The organism is Pseudomonas sp. SB113, from assembly GCF_040754745.1.
Lineage (GTDB): Bacteria > Pseudomonadota > Gammaproteobacteria > Pseudomonadales > Pseudomonadaceae > Aquipseudomonas > Aquipseudomonas grimontii.
Map to the genome: position 1 here is coordinate 19,087 of NZ_JBFMHW010000041.1, position 17,323 is coordinate 36,409.

Here is a 17,323-nt window from a genome sequence, read left to right on the forward strand (position 1 = left end):
GCCAATCATTGATGGCACGAACAGCTCAATCAACGACCCACCAGCGCGGCAACAGATGTTGTACGCGCGCCTCCCCAAACCGATCATCCATCAACATCACCACCCCCCGGTCGTGCTCGCTGCGAATCACCCTCCCCGCCGCCTGCACGACCTTCTGAATGCCGGGGTACAGGTACGTGTAGTCGTACCCCGCGCCAAAAATCGCTGCCATGCGCAGTTTTATCTGCTCGTTGACCGGGTTGAGTTGCGGCAATCCCAAGGTGGCGATAAACGCGCCGATCAAGCGTGCGCCGGGCAGGTCGATGCCTTCACCAAACGCGCCGCCCAGTACGGCAAAGCCGATGCCTTGGCTGTGTTCGGTGAATTGGTCGAGAAATCCCTGGCGTTCGGCCTCGGCCATGCCGCGCGATTGCTGCCACAGCAGGATCCTGGGATGGGTCTCGGCCAGCAGTTGCGCCACCTGTTGCAGGTAATCAAAGCTTGAGAAAAACGCCAGGTAGTTGCCCGGCTGTTGCGCGAACTGGCGGGCGATCAGCTCGACAATCGGCGCCAGCGAGGCTTGGCGATGCACGAAGCGTGTGGAGATTTCATTGACGATGCGCACGTGCAGTTGTTCGGCCCTGAACGGCGATTCCACATCGACCCAGGCCGTGTCCGTCGGCAGGCCGAGCAGGTCGGCGTAATAGTGGCGTGGGCTCAATGTGGCGGAGAACAACACGCTGCTGCGGGCGGCGGTCAATCGGGGCCGAATGAACTCGGCGGGCACCACGTTACGCAGGCACAGGGTTGAGCTGCTGCGTTTACCGCCGAGCTGGCGTTTGCTGATGTCGAAGATGAAGTGTTCGTTGAACAGCTCGGCGACCTTGGCAAATTGCAGCGCTTCGAAGTAGAAGGCTTGCAGGTCGCCGCTGAGGGCTTCGGGATGCTCGTTGAAGTAATCGCCCAGGGCGCTGGTGCACAGACTCAGGGCCTGGAGCAGTTTGTCCGGGCGCGTGGCATAGGCCTGGTACGCCGCGATCTGGTCCTTGTGCAAGGCGTTCCACTCACGGTTGAGGCGCTGCAAGGGTTTTTTCAGCGGCTCGGGCGCGGTGTCGCGCAGGGTCTTGAGGCTGTACTGGTCGAGGCTGGCGCTGTACATCGAGCGAGCGCGTTCGACCAGGTTGTGGGCTTCATCCACCAGCACGGCGGCGCGCCATTGGTTGAGCTGAGCCAGGCCGAAGAGCATGGCGCCGAAATCGAAATAGTAGTTGTAGTCGGCGACCACCAGGTCGGCCCAGCGCGCCATTTCCTGGCTCAGGTAATAGGGGCATACCCCGTGAGCGAGGGCGACATCGCGCAGGTTGCGCTGGTCGAGCAGGCGCACCTTGGACGCGGCAATGCGTGCGGCGGGCAAACGGTCATAGAAGCCCTTGGCCAACGGGCAGGAGTCGCCGTGGCAGGCTTTGTCCAGGTGTTCGCAGGCTTTGTCGCGCGCGACCAGTTCGAGTACGCGCAGGGGCAGATCGCTGCTGGCGTGCAGCACGTGGGCCGCATCAAGGGCGAGTTTGCGGCCTGGGGTCTTGGCGGTGAGGAAAAACACCTTGTCCAATTGCTGGGGCGCCAGGGCCTTGAGCAGCGGGAAGATCGTGCCGATGGTCTTGCCGATGCCGGTGGGTGCCTGGGCCATCAGGCAACGGCCGGTGCTGACGGCCTTGTACACCGACTCGGCCAACGCGCGTTGGCCAGGGCGGAAGTCGGCATGGGGGAACACCAGGGTTTGCGCCGCCGTGTTGCGCGCTTCGCGGTGTTGCATTTCCTGCCGGGCCCAACCGAGGAACAGCGCGCATTGCTGGTTGAAAAACCCTTCCAGCTCGGCCGCCTGGAAGCGCTGATTGAGCAGGATCTCGCCCTCGCCGACGATGTCGAAATACACCAGCGTCAAGTCAATTTCCGTCAGCCCGAGTTTCTGGCACATCAGCCAGCCGTAAACCTTGACCTGGGCCCAATGCAGTTGTCGGTGGTTGGCGGGCTGGGCATCTAGGTCGCCGCGATAGGTCTTCACTTCTTCCAGGCGATTGGTGTCCGGGTCGTAACCGTCTGCCCTGCCCCGTACCTTGAGTTGTTGGTATTCGCCCTCCAGGGCTACTTCGTTCTGGTAACGGGCGCTGCGTCGCGAGGCCACGGTGCGGTGGCCGATGATGCCTTCCTGGGCACTGGGAGACGGGGTGAAGCGCAGGTCCAGGTCACCGACCTTGGCCGTGAACTCGCACAGCGCCCGCACGGCTACGCTGTAGCTCAAGCGGGCTGCTCCGCCCAGCGCACGTAACAGACGGTAACCGGCATCTGGTACTCGCCACAGAACGCCAGCCAGCGCAGTTGGTTGTCTTGCAAGCGGTCGCCGGGGCCTTTGACTTCGATCATGCGGTAGGTTTTTTCGGCGGGCCAGAACTGGATCAGGTCCGGCATGCCGGCGCGGTTGGCGCGGATGTCCAGCAGCAGGCGTTCGAACCAGTAGCGCAGGTGTTCGGCGGGCAGGCAGTGCAACGCTTGTTCGAGCAGTTCTTCGCTGAGCAGGTTCCAGAAGACGAAGGGCGATTGGATCCCCCATTTTTCCACGTAGCGCTGGCGGATCGTGGTCTTGTAGCGCTCATCCTGCAGTTGCTCCAGGCACGCGGCGAACAGCGGCGCGCGGCGTTGGTGGAAGTCTTCGCTGTGCAGGTCCGCCGGCCCGCGCTGGAACGGGTGGAAAAACGCCCCTGGCAGTGGCGCGAAGATCACGTCCCAGCACAGCAGGCCAAACAGCGAATTGATCAGGCCGTTTTCGACGTAGTGCACCGGGGCATCCGGTTCGCTCAGGTGGGCCTGGACGCAGTACTCCACCGACATCAACGGTTCCGGCAGGGCAAGTTCCAGGTCCAGGCGCGTGACTTCACGGGGTTTGAGCGTGGGTAGCCGGGGTTCACCCAGCTTGCGTCGCAGGCGTGGCATGACGCGCAACAGGTGTTGCTGTTCGGCGGCGCTTTCCGGTGCCTGTTGCGCGGCGCTTGCCAGCGCCATGGCCTGGACGTAGTCCTCCTGGCGTTCCAGCACACGAATCAGTCGCGCGCGGGCGCCGGGGTAGGCGCAGGTGCGGTAGATCTGCTCCGCCAAGGCCAATTCGGCACTGCGCTCGCAATATTGACCGAGCTGGAACAACAGCTTGGCCCGGCGCTTTTCCAGCCAAGGGTTGTCGGTGGTCAGCATGGCGACTTTCGCCAGTACGTCCTGCAGCGCTTCACCGCTTTCAAAGGCTTGCTGGCATTGGTGCAGGAACAGCACGCCGTGCACGTCGTCACGGCTGCGCAAGCCCCGGGATTCGGCGCAGAACTGAACTTTTTCGTAGGTGTAGATGCCGAGGTCCGCCAGCACGAACTCCGACCAGTCCTGGTGCAGGTTGCCGAAGAACATCAGGCGCAAACGCTCACACAGGTCCATTACCGTGAGGCTGTACAGCGGCTCGGCAAGCTCGGGGCACCATTGGGCAAAGCTGCGGGTTTCTGTGAACTGCGCCGCCAAGCCCTCGAGCCAGTCGACCTTCCTGGCTTTGGGCTGGTCGATCCAGGGCTTGAAGGCGCTGAGGAGTTCGCCTTTTTGCAGCAGGGCGAACAACGCGTCAAAGGCCAATGGGTGTTGATCATCGACCCAGCCCAATTCCCGTAGCGGCCCGATAGCCCCCTGGGTACAACCGATCTCCGGGTAGCTGAGTTTGCCCGCACGAAAATGCACGCCCTTGCGCATCACCATCCGCACCAATAAGGCCTGGGACGCCTGTGGCAAGCTGTCGAATTGCTGAATGAAATGCTGTTCGTCAGGGTCAAGCAGATCCCCATAGCGTTGCCCCAGCCAATGCAGGACTTGACGGAAGTTATGCAGGTAATAGAGGGGATCGTCGAGGGGGTTGGGCATGGCGCGCGTCAGCCAAATACTGGTTATGCATACAGAGTGCCGTCACCCATGCTGTGTTGCAATCGGTAATAGATAAATGGCGCACGCAACTTTTTGTATAAAAGTGATCAGATGGGTGAGTCGATGGCGTAAAATTTATGGCCCGCAGCCTTGGCGCGGGACTTTTCAGGGTTAAAGGTAAGGGTTATGAACATGAAGAATTTGGGTCTGCCGCTGGTTGCACTCACTTTTCTGGTATTGGCCGGTTGCGCGACGCAAACCGTGGTGACGCTGCAAAATGGCACGCAGTATCTGACCAAGGACTCCCCAAAAACCAAAACCGCCGACGGGTTTTATGAGTTCACCGATATCGCCGGCAAGCGCATCCGAGTCAAAGCCGACGATGTAGCCACAGTGCGCAAAGAAGACTGATTTCCAGCCGCCAACACTGTTCAAATGTGGGAGGGGGCTTGCCCCCGATGGCGGTATTCCAGTCGACATCTCATTGACTGAACCACCGCTATCGGGGGCAAGCCCCCTCCCACAGTTTTGAGCGCATTCCAACGCTACCGAGCGTCACCCTATCCGCGCCGACGGTGCGCACAGAAGACTGATTTCCAGCCGCCAACACTGATCAAATGTGGGAGGGGGCTCGCTCCTCCCACAGGTTTAACCGATAACAATCCCCTCCCCCGACCATCCAACCACCCCGACCAACGTCACCGTATCCCCGCCAAAACTGATCACCGTATCCGCGCCTACCACCTTGGCGTGATCACGATAATCCGCACTCCCCTCTACATCCCTGAACACCAGCGTGTCCGTCGCTTGATAGCCGATAATCCGGTCCTGGCCAAACTGCCCGCTGAACATAAAGGTGTTATGCCCGCTGCTGTCGCGGATCGTGTCATTGCCCTTGCCTCCCTCGATAAAGTCCACGCCCTTGCCGCCCTGGATCAGGTCATCGCCATCGCTGCCAATGATGAAGGTATCGCCCTTGTGCGGTTCGGCATTGCGGTTGAGGTCTTGTACCCAGGTGGTGGTCCGGGCCGGGTCGGACAGGTTGGCGACGATAATCGTCGAGTCGCGACTCATCTGCTCATAGAAACCGGACTCGAGGATGCGCGTCATCCCGTCGCCATAACCGGTGGGCAAATGCGAGATCCAGGTCGGCAGGTTGGTGATGGAAAACGGCAGCACATTCCACAGCGTCGAGGCGTAGTGGTCGTTGAAGCTGACGATATTGTCGGTGGTCGATTCATGGGGTTTGTCATGCGCGCCCAACGACGACCAAGTGAAGGACGAGCCGTCCAGGGCGCGAAATACCGGGTCGTTTTCATAACCGATATTGAGCACCTTGTCGCCGGCGCTCTGGGTCGGAGAGGCGTAGGCCACGTAGTTGGCGTCCTGGTAGAAACCTGCCCATTTGCCACTGCTCAAGTCGGCCATGCTGTTGACCGCCAGGCCGCCCAGGCTGTGGCCGCTGACTACCACATCGTGGCCGCTGAGGCCGTGGGCGCTGGCGTAGTCGGCGACGTTCTTGAGCAGGCCGCCAAAGGCTTCGCCGGCGTAGTTCTTCGCGTAATCCTTGGGGCCCAGCGCCGCGAGTAGATCGCTGACCAGATCGCCAATGGAATCGCTGATCAGCGTTTCCCGAGGGCCTGAAGTGCCGCGAAAACCGATACCGATTTCCAGCAACTGGCCGGCGTCATCGTACTTGCCCAGCACCTCGACCTGGGCCGTGGTGTAGCCGGCCTTTTCGCCGAAGAACGTACCTCGGGCGTCGACCTTGCCGGCATAGCCCAGGGTGCTCGCGCTGATGGGCGTCCAACCCGCCTGTTGCACGGCCTCAAGGGCGGCTTTCTCCGAATCCGGGTTCCAGGGAATGCCAGGAATCACGCCCTGGGAATCCGTACTGCCCAGCAGCGCACCGACCAGCGTGGCCGGTAAGCCGAGCCCCAGGCCGTTGTGCTGGTAGCCCACGGCAAAGCCGTTATCCAGGTTATGGTAGGTATACAACGTGATCGCCATGGCATCGGCGAACAACGCTTTGGAGCCCTCGACTCCGAGGTTTTTATAGTCAAACACGCCCATGGTCCTGCCTCTCTGTTGTTGGAATTGTCGAGAAAGCCAATTAATGCGGTGCTGGCCCGAACGCCTCATCCACCTTGGCCAGGTCGGTGTCGCGCAGGTTGCCGGCGTAGTAATGCAATTTGGTCCAGGCCATCAGGTAGTCGTAACGCGCCTGGGCCAGGTCGCGCCGCGTGCTGTAGAGCTGTTGCTCGGCGTTCAACGCATCGAGGTTGACCCGCTCGCCACCGAGGATGCTTTGTTTGGTCGACACCACCAGCGCCTCCGCCGAGGCCAGGGCCTTTTGATAGGCGCGCAGTTTGCTCACGCCGGACAGGCAGGCACTGAACTGCCGACGCAGTTCGATCAGGGTCTCGCGGGTCTTGCCTTCCAGTTCGTATTCCGCCTGTTCCATGGCACGGCTGGCCTGGCGGGTGGACGCGGAGATGCCGCCACCGGCATACAGCGGCAGGCTCACTTCGACGCCGATGGTGTTGGTGTCGTAGCGCTGGTTGTAGGTGTTGCCGCTGTCGGATTCCTGCTGGCGCGAGCTGGCATACGCGGTGACCTTGGGCAGATGCCCGGCGCGGTTGCGCTCCACTTCATAACGCGCCACTTCCAGGGCCTGGCGCTGGGACGCGAGCGTTGGGTTGTTGCTGATCGCCAGTTCATGCCAGGTATCGTAGTTGGCCGGGGTCAGGGTAAATGCGGCGAAGCCTTGGTTGAGCGGCGCCAGGTCGTGGATGTTGACGCTTTGCACACCGATCAACGCGCCCAGTTCCCGTAACGAGGCGTCCTGTTCGTCCAGTGCCTCGATCTCTTCGGCGGTGGCCAGCTCATAGCGCGACTCGGCTTCGAGAATATCGGTGCGGGTGCCCTCGCCTTGCTGGAACAAGTGCCGGTTCTGCTGGAATTGCTGCTCGAAGGCCTTCTTCTTGGCGCGGGCGATGTCGATCTGGTCCTGGGCAAACAGCGCCTGGGTGTAGTAGCTCAGCACCCGCACCAGCAGGGCCTGGCTCTTGTCGCGAAAGCTTTCATCGGCGAACAGTGCTTGAGCCACACCTTTGCGGTAGTTGGCGTAAGCCTCGTAGTCAAACAAGGGCTGTTGCAGGCTGAAGGTCGAGCCGTAGCTGTTGTAGTTGCGGTCGTCGTGATAATTGCCGCCGCGCCCGTCGGGCAAGGTGGCCTGGGAGTTGTTGCGGCCCTTGTTGTAGTTGTACGACAGCTTGGGCAGCAGGCCCGCGCGGCCGATGGTGCGGTTTTCCAGGCCGGCGTCGCGCTCCTTGATCGCGCCGAGAAACACCGGATCGTTGCGCAGGGCCTGCTCGTACACATCGAACGGGCCCATGGCGGCCTGGGCATTGACGCAGGTAAACAGCAAGGCGATGAACACAGCTTTCATGCTCATTCCTCGGTCAACGCGGAGCCGGCGCGGTCGAGCAGCGGCTTGAACAGGTAATTGAGCAGCGAACGCTCGCCGGTGCGCACGAACATCTCGGCGGGCATGCCCGGCTTGATCACCAGGCCGTGGAGTTTCTCCAGCGCCGCCTCGCTGACGGTGGTGCGCAGCACGTAATACGGCGCGCCGGTTTTTTCATCGAGCATCTGGTCGGCGGAAATCAGACTGACCTCCCCCGGCACGCGCGGGGTGCGGCTCTGGTTGAAGGCGGTGAACAGAATATCGACCGGCAGGTGCGTGCCGACCTTGTCCACCAGGTGCACCGGCAAATGCCCCTCGACTTCCAGGCGCGTGCCCTGGGGCACGATTTCCAGCAGGGTTTCACCGGCACGCACCACGGCGCCCTCGGTGTGCACGCTGAGGTTGACGGCGATGCCGTCGGCCGGCGCGTTGATCTCGCTGTGTTGCAAGTCAAAGCCAGCCGATGTGAGTTGCTGTTCCAGGGTCAGGCTGCGCAATTGCGCGTCGGCCAATTGGCTGCGTACTTCCTTCTGATATTCCTCGCTGTGCTGCTGCAATTTCAGGCGCGATTCGAGGATGCCCTGCTCCACCCGGCCGCTTTCGCCGGTGTTCTGCGCCAGATCCTGTTGCACCTGGGACAGCTGGCGTTGGTACTCCATCAGGCGGTTGCGCGGGATATAACCGTTGTCGGCCAGGGGTTGCAGGTTGTTCAGTTGGTCACGCAGGGACTGGGCCTGGGCGGTCAGGTCGCTGCGGGCGCGGCGCATGCCGTTGAGCTGCGCGGTCGCGCCCTCGATATTCGCGCGGATGCCTGCCTGCTCACGGGCAAAGGCTTCGCGACGGCTGCTGAACAATTGGCGCTGGCCTTCCAGGACCAACGCCGATGCCGGATCGGGGCTGCTGCTCAGCTCGGCGGGAAAGGTGATGGCGGATTGATTGTCGCGCTCGCTCTGCCAACGCGCGACGCTGGCCCAGGCCATGCGGTACTGAGCCTGCAGGGACTGCACGTCGGCCTGGTGCTGGGTCTGGTCGAGACGGAACAACGGCTGGCCTTGCTTCACCAGCTCACCCTCCTTCACCAGAATCCGACTGACCACGCCGGGGCTGAAGGTTTGCACCGCCTTGCGTTTGCCCGACACCACCACCGTGCCCTGCACCGGAATGCCCTGGTCCAGGGGCGCCAGGCTGGCCCAGAGGAAAAAGCCACCGGCACCGACCACGGTCAGCAGCCAGCCCATGCGCGCGAAGAACCAGGCGTCGCGCTCTTTGAAGCGTGGTTCAACAGTGATACTGCTCATGCGCCTGGATTCCTTCCGGCTTGATACTGACGGCTGAAACTCACACCGGGTTTATCCTTCGGTGCTTCCTGCTGGCCGGACAACGCCCGCAGCACGTCCTGGCTTGGCCCGAATGCCTGCAAACGCCCTTCGTTGAGCACCAGCAACTTATCGGCCTGGGCCAAGGCCGAAGAACGATGGGTCACCAGCACCACACTGCTGCCCTGCGCTTTCATCTGCACAATGGCGCTGGCCAGCGCGGCCTCGCCGACGGTGTCGAGGTTGGAGTTGGGCTCGTCCAGTACGATCAACCGCGGCCCGCCGTACAGCGCACGCGCCAGGGCCACCCGTTGTTTCTGGCCACCGGACAGGCCGCCACCGTTGTCGCCCAGGACCGTGTCATAACCGTGGGGCAAACGCAGGATCAGTTCATGCACGCCGGCTTGTTGCGCAGCCTGCACCACACGCTCGGGGTCGGCCTCGCGAAAGCGCGCGATGTTGTCGGCGATGCTGCCGCTGAACAGTTCGATGTCCTGGGGCAGATAGCCGATGTGCGGGCCGAGGTCGTCGCGGTCCCAACGATGGATGTCCGCGCCATCCAGGCGCACGGTGCCGGCCAGGGTCGGCCATACGCCCACCAACACACGGGCCAGGGTGGATTTGCCGGAGCCCGAGGCCCCGAGCACGCCCAGCACTTCGCCGGCGCCGAGGTTGAAGCTGACCTGATGCAGGGTAGGCAGGCGCCGCCCGGGCGGGCCGGCACTGACCTGTTCGAAGCTGACCTCGCCCTTGGGTGCCGGCAATTTCATCTGCTCGACTTCCGGGGGGAACTCGCGCAGCAATTCGTCCAGCCGCTGATAGGCCAGCTTGGCCGAACTCCATTGCTTCCAGACCGCAATCAACTGGTCGATGGGGCTGAGTACGCGGCCCATCAGGATCGAGCCCGCGATCATCATCCCGGCGGTCATATCGCCCTTGATCACCAACAGCGCACCCAGGCCCAGCACCAGGGATTGCAGGCACAGGCGCAAGGATTTGCTCAGGGAGGTGATCACCGAGCCGGTATCGCTGGCTTTGTTCTGCAAACCCAGGAACTGCGAATGCACGGCAAACCAGCGTTTGCGTAGCGCGCCAAGCATGCCCATGGCCTGGATGGTTTCGGCGTTGTGCAAATGGCTGGTGGCCAGCTGCGTCGATTGCTGCGAGAAACCACTGGCCTCGCCCAATGGCTTCTTCGTCAGGTATTCGTTGAGGCACGCAAGGCCGATCAACAGCAGCGCGCCGGCGGTGGCCAACACCCCGAGCCAGACGTTGAAGAGAAAAATCACAAACAGGTAGATGGGAAACCACGGCGCATCGAAGAACGCGAACAGCGCCGGCCCGGTGATGAATTGGCGGATATGGGTCAAGTCACCCAGGGATTGCCCGGCATGCCCCTGGCCGCGTTGCAGGTTGCGTTCGAACGCGGCCTTGTAAACGCGCAAGTTGAAACGCCGCTCCAACTGGCTGCCGATGCGGATCACGATAAAACTGCGGATGACTTCCAGCAGGCCAATAAACGCAAAGAAGCCCACGACCATCAGGGTCAACATCACCAGGGTGGTTTCATTCTGCGAGGAGAGCACGCGGTCATACACTTGCAGCATGTAAATCGACGGCACCAGCATCAGCAGGTTGATCAAGGCGGTAAAACAACCCACGCTGATCAAGATGCTCTTGTACTCACCCAGCGCCTTGAATAAAGGCGCCACGGTATGGGGTTTGACCATATCTTTTGCTCTTCCTTGAACCCAACTACGCGCAATAGTTGCCCCTGCCCCCTGATCAGGGGCGGCCAACTAATAAAATCGAGTTATCGCCTTATAACGGACAACTAAGGTGCTCGTTGCAATACCACTACCGCACCCGACGGTGTACGGCCTTGGTATTCACCTTCTTTCTGACGATTCAAATGGGTGATCCCACTGCCTTCGGCATTGAACAGCCAGATACCGTCCGGGGTTGGCGACCACGTCAGGGGCTTGTCCCCCAGCCATTGCGCCACACAGGTCACATCGCCGCCCAGGGCATTGGCCTGCTCGAGCAGGTCCAGTGCACACACCTGATCCTGCTGGTGCAACTGCCAATGCCCGGCCAATTGGGCGCTGGTGGGTAAAACAAGACTGCTCGCCATTGCGTGGGCTCCTGCCGACACGAACATCACCTGCAACACGCAGGCGATCACATTGTAAAAACGCTGCATCTGTACGCCCCATCCTGGAGGCGCGGCGCCAAAGCGCCGCGCCCGTGCATCATGCCACGATGTCGCTGGCCGCTGCCTGGCCTACGGTGGTGACGAGGAAATCCGCCACACCGTGCCCGGAAAAGTCGACTGCCAGAGTGCCCAGGTTGGTACCTGCCGCGTAGGACAACACCGCATCGCCGGCATGCCCGGTGAAGGCATTGACGAAGGTCAGGCCGGCACCTTTGGTGATGCCGCTGAGGTCGATCTTGTCGGAGCCCGAGGTGAAGTCAAAGATCTTGTCCGCCACCCCAGGCTTGGAGTCGGAACTGGCACCGAACACAAACGTGTCGTTGCCCGCGCCACCCCACAGTTGGTCCGCGCCGCCAGCGCCGTAGATGAGGTCGTTGCCGGCCCCGCCCTTGATGACGTTGGCTGCGTTGTTGCCGATGATCAGGTCGTTGCCCGCACCACCGAACGCGTTCTCGACGGTCACGCCCTTGGCGATGGAGACGTTGCCCACCAGGCCGCCAACGTCGGAGAACGAGGCCTCATTGAGGTTAATCTTCTGGTTCTGGGTAAAACCGGAGAAGTCCAGGGTGTCATTGCCGCCACCGTCCCAGACCGAGAACACCAGTTTGTCGGCGTTGGACGTGGCGCTGAGGAAATCACGCCCGGTGTTGGAGTTGAACCCGTAGGTGGTATCGCCGGCACGGGTGTTGTAGTTGGCGCCGTAGAGCTTCTGGATCGCGGCGATGTCGTCGATCAGCGGGCCGGACGCGTAGGCTTCGACCCCGCCTTTACTGAAGTTCTGGTGGGTGTTGCTCTCGCTCCAGTAGCTCATGAGGCTGTAGCCGCGCGTGTCCTGTCCATAGGTCGCGTCGTTGTAGGTCGGGGCGCCTTCGCCAGCGTTGTAGTCGCCAGGGTGGGCGAGGCCCAGGGTGTGGCCGATTTCGTGGGTCAGGGTCTGCCGGCCGTAGTTGTTCAGGTCCGGGGTCTTGTTCGGCGTGTAGCTGTTGTTGGTCAGGTACCACGAGGTGCCATCGTAGCCTGCACCGGTGCCGGGCAGGTAGGCGAAGGCAGCCGCGCCGTCCTGGCCGCTGCTGTAGTTGCCGAATGTCATGTGGCCGTCACCGCCGGTGGCTTTCTCGGTGAAGGTGACATTGGCCACGTCCGACCAGGATTGCATGGCCAGGGCGGCCTGTGCTTTCTGCTGGGCGTTGAACTGGCTGAAGCCCGAGATGCCATGTTTGTTCATGGTGCTCGAGGAGGCCGAGGTCAGGAAGGTGTAGGTCAGGTCGATCTTGCCGTTGCCGTCAAAGTCCCGGTACGCGGCGCCGTCGCGCAGCAGCTGGGTGGCTGCCTGGTCAACGGTGTAGGAGGGTTTGCCATTGATCGTGAGGTTGCCGCCACGGTCATACAGATGGCTGAAGCTATCGATTTGCGAGTAAGCGGTGCTGGCTTGCGCCGCCGACACGATAGCCTGGTCTTTTACTTTTGACATAAACGTACTTCCTTGTTTGCAAATGCATCAGTCTTGGGTCGATAGGAATCCCGTGGGCGAGATCGTCCTATCACTCGCCTCTTTTGAAGGCGTCACGAAACTGACACAACTTGAAATCTTTCGTCTACATCTTTTCCAGCATGAGAACTGACCAATAAACAGCGCTCACAAGTTTGGCTCCGTATTTGTTGGGTGGCGTTGCCTTTGTCCGACAAAAGACACTGGGCACTTATTTAAATATTAAATAGCGTTAATGCCGCTCAAGTTGAGCGGCACACTTGATAATTGGATCCACAATATTGTCATGGTGTCATTCGCAACATTAAACAGCCACTATTTATATGAATATATCGGCGCTGCACCCTATTATCGGGACACGCGCCAACCCGTGTTGTGCAATGCCTGTAACAACGTTTCGCCTTTCAAGCCCGGCACCTGTACGCCGTCGTCGGTCAGCATGTCTTCGCCTGCCAGGATCGCGTTGATGATCGCCTCCTCCACCGCCTCCGCTGCAGCGCTGAACAGCGGGGAAATATGATCGTTATTCACCATCTGCAAGGCGCTGCTCAACGGCAGGCCTTTGCGCGCGTAGTCTGCTGGGGGCAGATCCTGGTTGCCGGTGGCGAAGGCCAGGAACAGGTCGCCACTGGAGTCTTCGGTGCCGCCGCCAGTGCGTGCGATACCGATAGACGCGCGCTGTGCCAGGCGCTGGCATTGGTGTGGCAGCAAAGGCGCGTCAGTGGCGATGATCACCACGATCGAACCCATGCCCGGCGTGCCCCGTTCGGCAAAGGGCGATGGGATGTCCATCAAGCGACGGCCCACCGGGTAACCGTCGACGCGCAGTTCCTGGCGCTTGCCATGGTTGGCCTGCACCAGCACGCCGACGGTCCAACCGCCCTGCTCGGCCGGCAAGCGGCGCGAGGCGCTGCCGATACCGCCCTTGAATTCATGGCAGATCATTCCCGTACCACCGCCCACGGCACCTTCTTGCACGGGGCCGCTTTCAGCGCTTTCCAGCGCTTGGCGCACATGCTCAGGCTTGACGTGCTGGCCCCAGATGTCGTTTAGCAGGCCGTCGTAGGTTTCCATCACCACCGGCATGCACCAGTACACCGCCGGGTCCGCCAGACGCTCGCGCTCCAGGGCGATCAGGGTGTCGCGCACGACGCCGATGCTGTGGGTGTTGGTGATGGCCAGCGGCGTAGTCAACAGACCCGCCTCGCTGATCCATTCCAGGCCGGTGGCGTCGCCGTTGCCGTTAAGCACGTGATACCCGGCAAAGCACGGCTGCTGCCGCGCCTCCCCGGCACGCGGCTGGACCACGCTGACACCGGTGCGCACCTGCTTGTCATCGATACGCGTCTTGAGCGTACTGTGACCGACCCGAACCCCCGGAACGTCGGTGATGGCATTCAACTCGCCGGGTGTACCCAACCCCAACGTGATGCCCAATTGACGTGCACGCATAACCACTCCTTACAATTTCTGAAAAACCGGACTCGACCGGCCGCTGATGCAATACAGAATCACCGACATCGCCAGCAGGCCGATGATGATCATGATGTCGCGCACTGACGCCGCGTAGAGCAACGTCACCAGCAAGTAACCCGCGCCCAGTACCGCCAGCAGCGCCGGTAACGGCCACAGCGGCATGCGATAGGGATGCTCGCGGTCGCGCAGCAGCACGCGGCTCATCAATGCGCTCAACGCCACCACCAGGTACACCAATATGATCAGCAATACGCTGAACGAGGTGAGGTCGGCCAGGTTGGAGCTGAAGCTCAGCGCCGCCGACGGGATCGCCAGGAACAGCGTCGCCAGCCATGGCGAGTCCCAGCGCGGGTGGATGCGGGTGAACAGTTTGTTGATGGTCGGCGTCCACAGCGCATCGCGCCCGCTGCTGAACACCACGCGGCCGATCTGGATCACGATGGCGACAATCGCATTGAATACCGACAGGAAGATCCCTGCACTGACCAGGCGCGACAGGGTTTCATTGCCATGGCTGGTGAGCAGGTAGCCGATGGGGTCCGGGCTGCTGATCATCGCACTCAGTGACGGCGCGCCGATCAGCAACGCTGTGATCGGCACCAACTCGATCACCACCACCAGGCCCAGGGACCACAGCACCGCCTTGTGCACGCCCTTGCCAGCGCACTTCATGTCTTCGGCCAGCAACACGGCTGGGCCGTAACCGTTGTAGGAAAACAGGCCAATGCCCACCGCGCCGATCACCAGGGCCCAGGGCGCCAGGTGCAACATACCGTTTTCGACGATCTGGGGTTGAAACAGCACGCTGGCCGGCTGCACCGGGTTACCGAAGCCGATACACACGATCACCAGCAGCGCCGCGACTTCCAGCAGCAGGCAGGTCCCGGTGATCCAGGCGTTGAGCTTGATATTGAGGATGCCCAAGGCGTAGCTGCACACCACGATCACCAGGGCGACGGTTTGCGAATCGAATGTCGTCCCCAAGGCGTTGTTGAGATAGGTGGCGGCCCCCGTGGCCAAGACCGGCGGGATAAACAGCAGCATCACCAGCACGGTCAGGAACGTCGCGTAGCCAGCCATGCCGCCGAACACCCGTTTGGCATACACATACTCGCCACCGGCGCTGTTATGGGCGCGGCCCAGTTCGGCGTAGCAAAACGCGAACATCAGCGCGAGCAGCCCTGCCATCACGAACGCCAGGAACACGCCGCTGCCGGCCTGTTGGATGGCAAAGGGCGCGATCACGAAGACGGAACTGGCGGGGGTCACCGCTGAAACGGTGATGGCCACTACATCGAAGACGCTCAGGGTGGGTTTCAGCACGCCGTCGGGCGTGGGGGAAGTGCTCATATCGTTATCCTCTGTCGTTGTTCTTGGTGTGAGGCAGAAACGAAAAATGATGTTTTTTCGGGATATGTTTCCCGTTGAATAGTGACGACGTTATCGACCTGACGCCTGTCAGCCAATTCCCCTATTGGCGTACTCCCCTTGACGCCACCCGGCAAAAACCGAACCCTTGGCCGATCTTTTGAGGGTGGGAGCCAGTGACATGAGCCTGTTCAGGGAAATCGGCATGCATGCCGGGTTGGGGCGAACCCTGTCACAAATCGGCACCGAGCGATTCTGGAAGCAATTGGTGCTGTTGTTGCACCAGTGCCTGCCCTTCGATAACGCGCTGGCGATCTTCTATCCCGTGGAGGGCCCGCCCCAGGCCCTGGAAGAGTACGACGCCCAGCCGAGCAGTAAACCGGCGTCGATGCTGGCCTACCTCAATGGCCTGTATTTGCTCGATCCGTTCTTCCAGGCCTGTCGCGAAGGTTATGCCAGTGGCGTGTACCGGCTCGAGGAAGTGGCGCCGGACCATTTTCGCCAGAGCGAGTATTTCCTCAGCTACTTCCACGACAACGTGCTGGAAGACGAGCTGCAGTTGATCCTGCAATTGCCGGGCGCGGGGACGTTGTCGCTGTCACTGGGCATGCAGCGGCGTTTCAGCGTCGAGGAGACCGGAATGATGACGACCCTGGCGGCCTGGGTGCTGCCGTTGATGCAGCAGCATTGGCAACAAAGCACCCAGCGCGCGCCGGCCATGGACAGCCAGATCCGGGATGCGTTGAGCCAATTCGGTTGCGGCGTACTCTCGGAGCGCGAACTGGAAATCGCCCGCCTGGTACTGCGCGGGTTCTCTTCCAAAGCCATGGCCGAGCGCCTGCATATCTCGCCGGACACGGTGAAGGTGCACCGTCGGCATCTGTACGCGAAGCTGGACATCTCGTCACAGCCGGAACTGTTTTCGTTGTTTATCCAGTCGTTGGGGCATGACCTGGAAAACCCCTGACATCGGCGGTGTGCCCAACGCAGCCTCGCTTGCGCTCGGCAGCTGCTACGGGAGCGTGAGATGGCGCGTAGCAGCTGTCGAGCCCTGGCGAGGCTGCGTGAGGCCCTCACAAACACCCAGCATCACGGTGAATCGCCGCGAGAACGTGGATGGTCAGTGATGTGGGCGGTGCGCCCAACGCAGCCTTGCTTGCGCTCGGCAGCTGCTACGGGAGCGTGAGATGGCGCGTAGCAGCTGTCGAGCCCTGGCGAGGCTGCGTGAGGCCCTCACAAACACCCAGCATCACGATGAATCGCCACGAGAACGTGGATGGTCAGTGATGTCGGCGGTGCGCCCAACGCAGCCTCGCTTGCGCTCGGCAGCTGCTACGGGAGCGTGAGATGGCGCGTAGCAGCTGTCGAGCCCTGGCGAGGCTGCGTGAGGCCCTCACAAACACCCAGCATCACGGTGAATCGCCGCGAGAATGTGGATGGTCAGTGATGTGGGCGGTGCGCCCAACGCAGCCTTGCTTGCGCTCGGCAGCTGCTACGGGAGCGTGAGATGGCGCGTAGCAGCTGTCGAGCCCTGGCGAGGCTGCGTGAGGCCCTCACAAACACCCAGCATCACGATGAATCGCCGCGAGAATGTGGATGGTCAGTGATGTCGGCGGTGCGCCCAACGCAGCCTCGCTTGCGCTCGGCAGCTGCTACGGGAGCGTGAGAGGGCGCGTAGCAGCAGTCGAGCCCTGGCGAGGCTGCGTGAGGTCCTCACAAACACCCAGCATCACGATGAATCGCCGCGAGAATGTGGATGGTCAGTGATGTGGGCGGTGCGCCCAACGCAGCCTTGCTTGCGCTCGGCAGCTGCTACGGGAGCGTGAGATGGCGCGTAGCAGCTGTCGAGCCCTGGCGAGGCTGCGTGAGGCCCTCACAAACACCCAGCATCACGATGAATCGCCACGAGAACGTGGATGGTCAGTGATGTCGGCGGTGCGCCCAACGCAGCCTCGCTTGCGCTCGGCAGCTGCTACGGGAGCGTGAGATGGCGCGTAGCAGCTGTCGAGCCCTGGCGAGGCTGCGTGAGGCCCTCACAAACACCCAGCATCACGGTGAATCGCCGC

12 protein-coding genes are annotated in these 17,323 nt (G+C 61.7%); 2 read left to right on the forward strand and 10 right to left on the reverse strand.

Going from position 1 to position 17,323, the window contains the following annotated elements; all coding sequences use genetic code 11:
* Positions 1–25: 25 nt before the first annotated feature.
* On the reverse strand, positions 26–2,278 hold the full coding sequence (locus AB1462_RS30350) for an ATP-dependent DNA helicase (protein WP_367248825.1): 2,253 nt from the start codon (positions 2,276–2,278) through the stop codon (positions 26–28).
* Positions 2,275–3,924, reverse strand: coding sequence for a VRR-NUC domain-containing protein (locus tag AB1462_RS30355; protein WP_367248827.1), 1,650 nt, complete (start codon positions 3,922–3,924; stop codon positions 2,275–2,277). Before AB1462_RS30355 ends, AB1462_RS30350 begins: the two co-directional genes overlap by 4 nt.
* A 186-nt stretch (positions 3,925–4,110) precedes the next feature.
* Between AB1462_RS30355 and AB1462_RS30360 the strand changes: the two genes are divergently transcribed.
* On the forward strand, positions 4,111–4,335 hold the full coding sequence (locus AB1462_RS30360; protein ID WP_027605784.1) for a YgdI/YgdR family lipoprotein: 225 nt from the start codon (positions 4,111–4,113) through the stop codon (positions 4,333–4,335).
* Between the two features lie 237 nt (positions 4,336–4,572).
* Here AB1462_RS30360 and AB1462_RS30365 read toward each other — a convergent pair whose 3' ends face one another.
* The 8 genes from AB1462_RS30365 to AB1462_RS30400 all read right to left on the reverse strand — a co-directional run bounded on the left by AB1462_RS30365 (position 4,573) and on the right by AB1462_RS30400 (position 15,239).
* Positions 4,573–5,997, reverse strand: a complete 1,425-nt coding sequence (locus tag AB1462_RS30365) for a lipase (RefSeq protein WP_367248828.1) — start codon at positions 5,995–5,997, stop codon at positions 4,573–4,575.
* A 40-nt stretch (positions 5,998–6,037) separates the two neighbouring features.
* Positions 6,038–7,375 carry a TolC family outer membrane protein gene (locus tag AB1462_RS30370; protein WP_367248830.1) on the reverse strand — a complete coding sequence of 446 codons (1,338 nt, stop codon included), beginning with the start codon at positions 7,373–7,375 and terminating at the stop codon, positions 6,038–6,040.
* 2 nt (positions 7,376–7,377) lie between these two features.
* Positions 7,378–8,691: an HlyD family type I secretion periplasmic adaptor subunit gene (locus AB1462_RS30375; RefSeq protein ID WP_367248832.1), complete on the reverse strand. Its 1,314-nt coding sequence runs from the start codon at positions 8,689–8,691 to the stop codon at positions 7,378–7,380.
* Positions 8,688–10,439, reverse strand: coding sequence for a type I secretion system permease/ATPase (locus AB1462_RS30380; RefSeq protein ID WP_090404334.1), 1,752 nt, complete (start codon positions 10,437–10,439; stop codon positions 8,688–8,690). Before AB1462_RS30380 ends, AB1462_RS30375 begins: the two co-directional genes overlap by 4 nt.
* A 104-nt stretch (positions 10,440–10,543) precedes the next feature.
* Positions 10,544–10,912, reverse strand: a complete 369-nt coding sequence (locus AB1462_RS30385; RefSeq protein WP_090404337.1) for an AprI/Inh family metalloprotease inhibitor — start codon at positions 10,910–10,912, stop codon at positions 10,544–10,546.
* Positions 10,913–10,961: 49 nt separating this feature from the next.
* A complete protein-coding gene (locus AB1462_RS30390; RefSeq protein WP_090404340.1) occupies positions 10,962–12,395 on the reverse strand; it encodes a serralysin family metalloprotease in 1,434 nt (477 codons plus the stop codon).
* A gap of 366 nt (positions 12,396–12,761) precedes the next feature.
* Positions 12,762–13,865: a P1 family peptidase gene (locus AB1462_RS30395; protein WP_367248835.1), complete on the reverse strand. Its 1,104-nt coding sequence runs from the start codon at positions 13,863–13,865 to the stop codon at positions 12,762–12,764.
* Positions 13,866–13,874: 9 nt separating this feature from the next.
* Positions 13,875–15,239 carry an APC family permease gene (locus tag AB1462_RS30400; protein WP_367248836.1) on the reverse strand — a complete coding sequence of 455 codons (1,365 nt, stop codon included), beginning with the start codon at positions 15,237–15,239 and terminating at the stop codon, positions 13,875–13,877.
* Between the two features lie 199 nt (positions 15,240–15,438).
* Between AB1462_RS30400 and AB1462_RS30405 the strand changes: the two genes are divergently transcribed.
* Positions 15,439–16,224 carry a helix-turn-helix transcriptional regulator gene (locus tag AB1462_RS30405; RefSeq protein ID WP_090404349.1) on the forward strand — a complete coding sequence of 262 codons (786 nt, stop codon included), beginning with the start codon at positions 15,439–15,441 and terminating at the stop codon, positions 16,222–16,224.
* The last annotated feature ends 1,099 nt before the right edge of the window (positions 16,225–17,323 follow it).

Excerpts from the sequence above, each read along its gene's own strand:
- AB1462_RS30405 (WP_090404349.1), top strand. The coding sequence starts at position 15,439 with ATGAGCCTGTTCAGGGAAATCGGCATGCATGCCGGGTTGGGGCGAACC.
- AB1462_RS30365 (WP_367248828.1), bottom strand. The coding sequence starts at position 5,997 with ATGGGCGTGTTTGACTATAAAAACCTCGGAGTCGAGGGCTCCAAAGCG.
- AB1462_RS30375 (WP_367248832.1), bottom strand. The coding sequence starts at position 8,691 with ATGAGCAGTATCACTGTTGAACCACGCTTCAAAGAGCGCGACGCCTGG.
- AB1462_RS30360 (WP_027605784.1), top strand. The coding sequence starts at position 4,111 with ATGAACATGAAGAATTTGGGTCTGCCGCTGGTTGCACTCACTTTTCTG.
- AB1462_RS30370 (WP_367248830.1), bottom strand. The coding sequence starts at position 7,375 with ATGAAAGCTGTGTTCATCGCCTTGCTGTTTACCTGCGTCAATGCCCAG.
- AB1462_RS30385 (WP_090404337.1), bottom strand. The coding sequence starts at position 10,912 with ATGCAGCGTTTTTACAATGTGATCGCCTGCGTGTTGCAGGTGATGTTC.
- AB1462_RS30390 (WP_090404340.1), bottom strand. The coding sequence starts at position 12,395 with ATGTCAAAAGTAAAAGACCAGGCTATCGTGTCGGCGGCGCAAGCCAGC.
- AB1462_RS30355 (WP_367248827.1), bottom strand. The coding sequence starts at position 3,924 with ATGCCCAACCCCCTCGACGATCCCCTCTATTACCTGCATAACTTCCGT.
- AB1462_RS30400 (WP_367248836.1), bottom strand. The coding sequence starts at position 15,239 with ATGAGCACTTCCCCCACGCCCGACGGCGTGCTGAAACCCACCCTGAGC.
- AB1462_RS30395 (WP_367248835.1), bottom strand. The coding sequence starts at position 13,865 with ATGCGTGCACGTCAATTGGGCATCACGTTGGGGTTGGGTACACCCGGC.
- AB1462_RS30380 (WP_090404334.1), bottom strand. The coding sequence starts at position 10,439 with ATGGTCAAACCCCATACCGTGGCGCCTTTATTCAAGGCGCTGGGTGAG.